Source organism: Streptomyces sp. NPDC087844 (assembly GCF_044742785.1).
GTDB lineage: Bacteria > Actinomycetota > Actinomycetes > Streptomycetales > Streptomycetaceae > Streptomyces.
In genome coordinates this window covers 1,604-4,805 of sequence record NZ_JBIUVD010000061.1, presented here as the reverse complement: position 1 = coordinate 4,805, position 3,202 = coordinate 1,604, and the positions used below count along the sequence as shown (strand labels likewise).

The 3,202-nt window shown below is 56.5% G+C and carries 1 rRNA gene; it reads right to left on the bottom strand.

Annotated elements, in window-relative coordinates:
- Window positions 1-21: 21 nt before the first annotated feature.
- Window positions 22-3,144, bottom strand: a 23S ribosomal RNA gene (locus ACIOKD_RS41975).
- Window positions 3,145-3,202 lie beyond the last annotated feature (58 nt).

The window sequence follows — 3,202 nt, the reverse complement described above, 5'->3', positions numbered from 1 at the left end:
ACACAGTGGACGCGAGCAACTGAGGACAAGCCCTCGGCCTATTAGTACCGGTCAGCTTCACCCTTTACAGGGCTTCCACATCCGGCCTATCAACCCAGTCGTCTACTGGGAGCCTTAACCAATCTAGTTGGTGGGAATACTCATCTCGAAGCAGGCTTCCCGCTTAGATGCTTTCAGCGGTTATCCCTCCCGAACGTAGCCAACCAGCCATGCCCTTGGCAGGACAACTGGCACACCAGAGGTTCGTCCGTCCCGGTCCTCTCGTACTAGGGACAGCCCTTCTCAATATTCCTACGCGCACAGCGGATAGGGACCGAACTGTCTCACGACGTTCTAAACCCAGCTCGCGTACCGCTTTAATGGGCGAACAGCCCAACCCTTGGGACCGACTCCAGCCCCAGGATGCGACGAGCCGACATCGAGGTGCCAAACCATCCCGTCGATATGGACTCTTGGGGAAGATCAGCCTGTTATCCCCGGGGTACCTTTTATCCGTTGAGCGACGGCGCTTCCACAAGCCACCGCCGGATCACTAGTCCCGACTTTCGTCCCTGCTCGACCCGTCGGTCTCACAGTCAAGCTCCCTTGTGCACTTACACTCAACACCTGATTGCCAACCAGGCTGAGGGAACCTTTGGGCGCCTCCGTTACTCTTTAGGAGGCAACCGCCCCAGTTAAACTACCCATCAGACACTGTCCCTGATCCGGATCACGGACCCAGGTTAGACATCCAGCACGACCAGACTGGTATTTCAACGACGACTCCACACTGGCTGGCGCCAACGCTTCAAAGTCTCCCAGCTATCCTACACAAGCCGAACCGAACACCAATATCAAACTATAGTAAAGGTCCCGGGGTCTTTCCGTCCTGCTGCGCGAAACGAGCATCTTTACTCGTAGTGCAATTTCACCGGGCCTATGGTTGAGACAGTCGAGAAGTCGTTACGCCATTCGTGCAGGTCGGAACTTACCCGACAAGGAATTTCGCTACCTTAGGATGGTTATAGTTACCACCGCCGTTTACTGGCGCTTAAGTTCTCAGCTTCGCCAAACCGAAGTTTGACTAACCGGTCCCCTTAACGTTCCAGCACCGGGCAGGCGTCAGTCCGTATACATCGCCTTACGGCTTCGCACGGACCTGTGTTTTTAGTAAACAGTCGCTTCTCGCTGGTCTCTGCGGCCACCCCCAGCTCAAGCAGCAAGTGCTATCACCAGTGATGGCCCCCCTTCTCCCGAAGTTACGGGGGCATTTTGCCGAGTTCCTTAACCATAGTTCACCCGAACGCCTCGGTATTCTCTACCTGACCACCTGAGTCGGTTTAGGGTACGGGCCGCCATGAAACTCGCTAGAGGCTTTTCTCGACAGCATAGGATCATCCACTTCACCACAATCGGCTCGGCATCAGGTCTCACCCTTAACGTCATCCGGATTTACCTGGACAACGGGCTACACCCTTACCCCGGGACTACCATCGCCCGGGCTGGACTACCTTCCTGCGTCACCCCATCACTCACCTACTACAGGTCTGGTCCGTCGGCTCCACCACTTTCCTTTCCCCGAAGGGTCCGGAACGGCTTCACGGACTTAGCATCGCCTGGTTCAATGTTTGACGCTTCACAGCGGGTACCGGAATATCAACCGGTTATCCATCGACTACGCCTGTCGGCCTCGCCTTAGGTCCCGACTTACCCTGGGCAGATCAGCTTGACCCAGGAACCCTTAGTCAATCGGCGCACACGTTTCTCACGTGTGTATCGCTACTCATGCCTGCATTCTCACTCGTGAACCGTCCACCACTAGCTTCCGCTGCGGCTTCACCCGGCACACGACGCTCCCCTACCCATCCATACGGGCGTTGGCCCTATAGCATGAATGACACGACTTCGGCGGTACGCTTGAGCCCCGCTACATTGTCGGCGCGGAATCACTAGACCAGTGAGCTATTACGCACTCTTTCAAGGGTGGCTGCTTCTAAGCCAACCTCCTGGTTGTCTGTGCGACTCCACATCCTTTCCCACTTAGCGTACGCTTAGGGGCCTTAGTCGATGCTCTGGGCTGTTTCCCTCTCGACCATGGAGCTTATCCCCCACAGTCTCACTGCCGTGCTCTCACTTACCGGCATTCGGAGTTTGGCTAAGGTCAGTAACCCGGTAGGGCCCATCGCCTATCCAGTGCTCTACCTCCGGCAAGAAACACACGACGCTGCACCTAAATGCATTTCGGGGAGAACCAGCTATCACGGAGTTTGATTGGCCTTTCACCCCTAACCACAGGTCATCCCCCAGGTTTTCAACCCTGGTGGGTTCGGTCCTCCACGACCTCTTACAGCCGCTTCAACCTGCCCATGGCTAGATCACTCCGCTTCGGGTCTTGAGCGCGCTACTGAATCGCCCTATTCGGACTCGCTTTCGCTACGGCTTCCCCACACGGGTTAACCTCGCAACACACCGCAAACTCGCAGGCTCATTCTTCAAAAGGCACGCAGTCACGACCCACAGAGTAAACTCTGTGAGCGACGCTCCCACGGCTTGTAGGCACACGGTTTCAGGTACTATTTCACTCCGCTCCCGCGGTACTTTTCACCATTCCCTCACGGTACTATCCGCTATCGGTCACCAGGGAATATTTAGGCTTAGCGGGTGGTCCCGCCAGATTCACACGGGATTTCTCGGGCCCCGTGCTACTTGGGTGTCTCTCAAACGAGCCGTTGATGTTTCGACTACGGGGGTCTTACCCTCTACGCCGGACCTTTCGCATGTCCTTCGCCTACACCAACGGTTTCTGACTCGTCTCACAGCCGGCAGACTGTGAAAGAGAGATCCCACAACCCCGCATGCGCAACCCCTGCCGGGTCTCACACACATACGGTTTGGCCTCATCCGGTTTCGCTCGCCACTACTCCCGGAATCACGGTTGTTTTCTCTTCCTGCGGGTACTGAGATGTTTCACTTCCCCGCGTTCCCTCCACACACCCTATGTGTTCAGATGTGGGTGACAGCCCATGACGACTGCCGGGTTTCCCCATTCGGAAACCCCCGGATCAAAGCCTGGTTGACGGCTCCCCGGGGACTATCGTGGCCTCCCACGTCCTTCATCGGTTCCTGGTACCAAGGCATCCACCGTGCGCCCTTAAAAACTTGGCCACAGATGCTCGCGTCCACTGTGCAGTTCTCAAACAACGACCAACCACCCATCACCCCC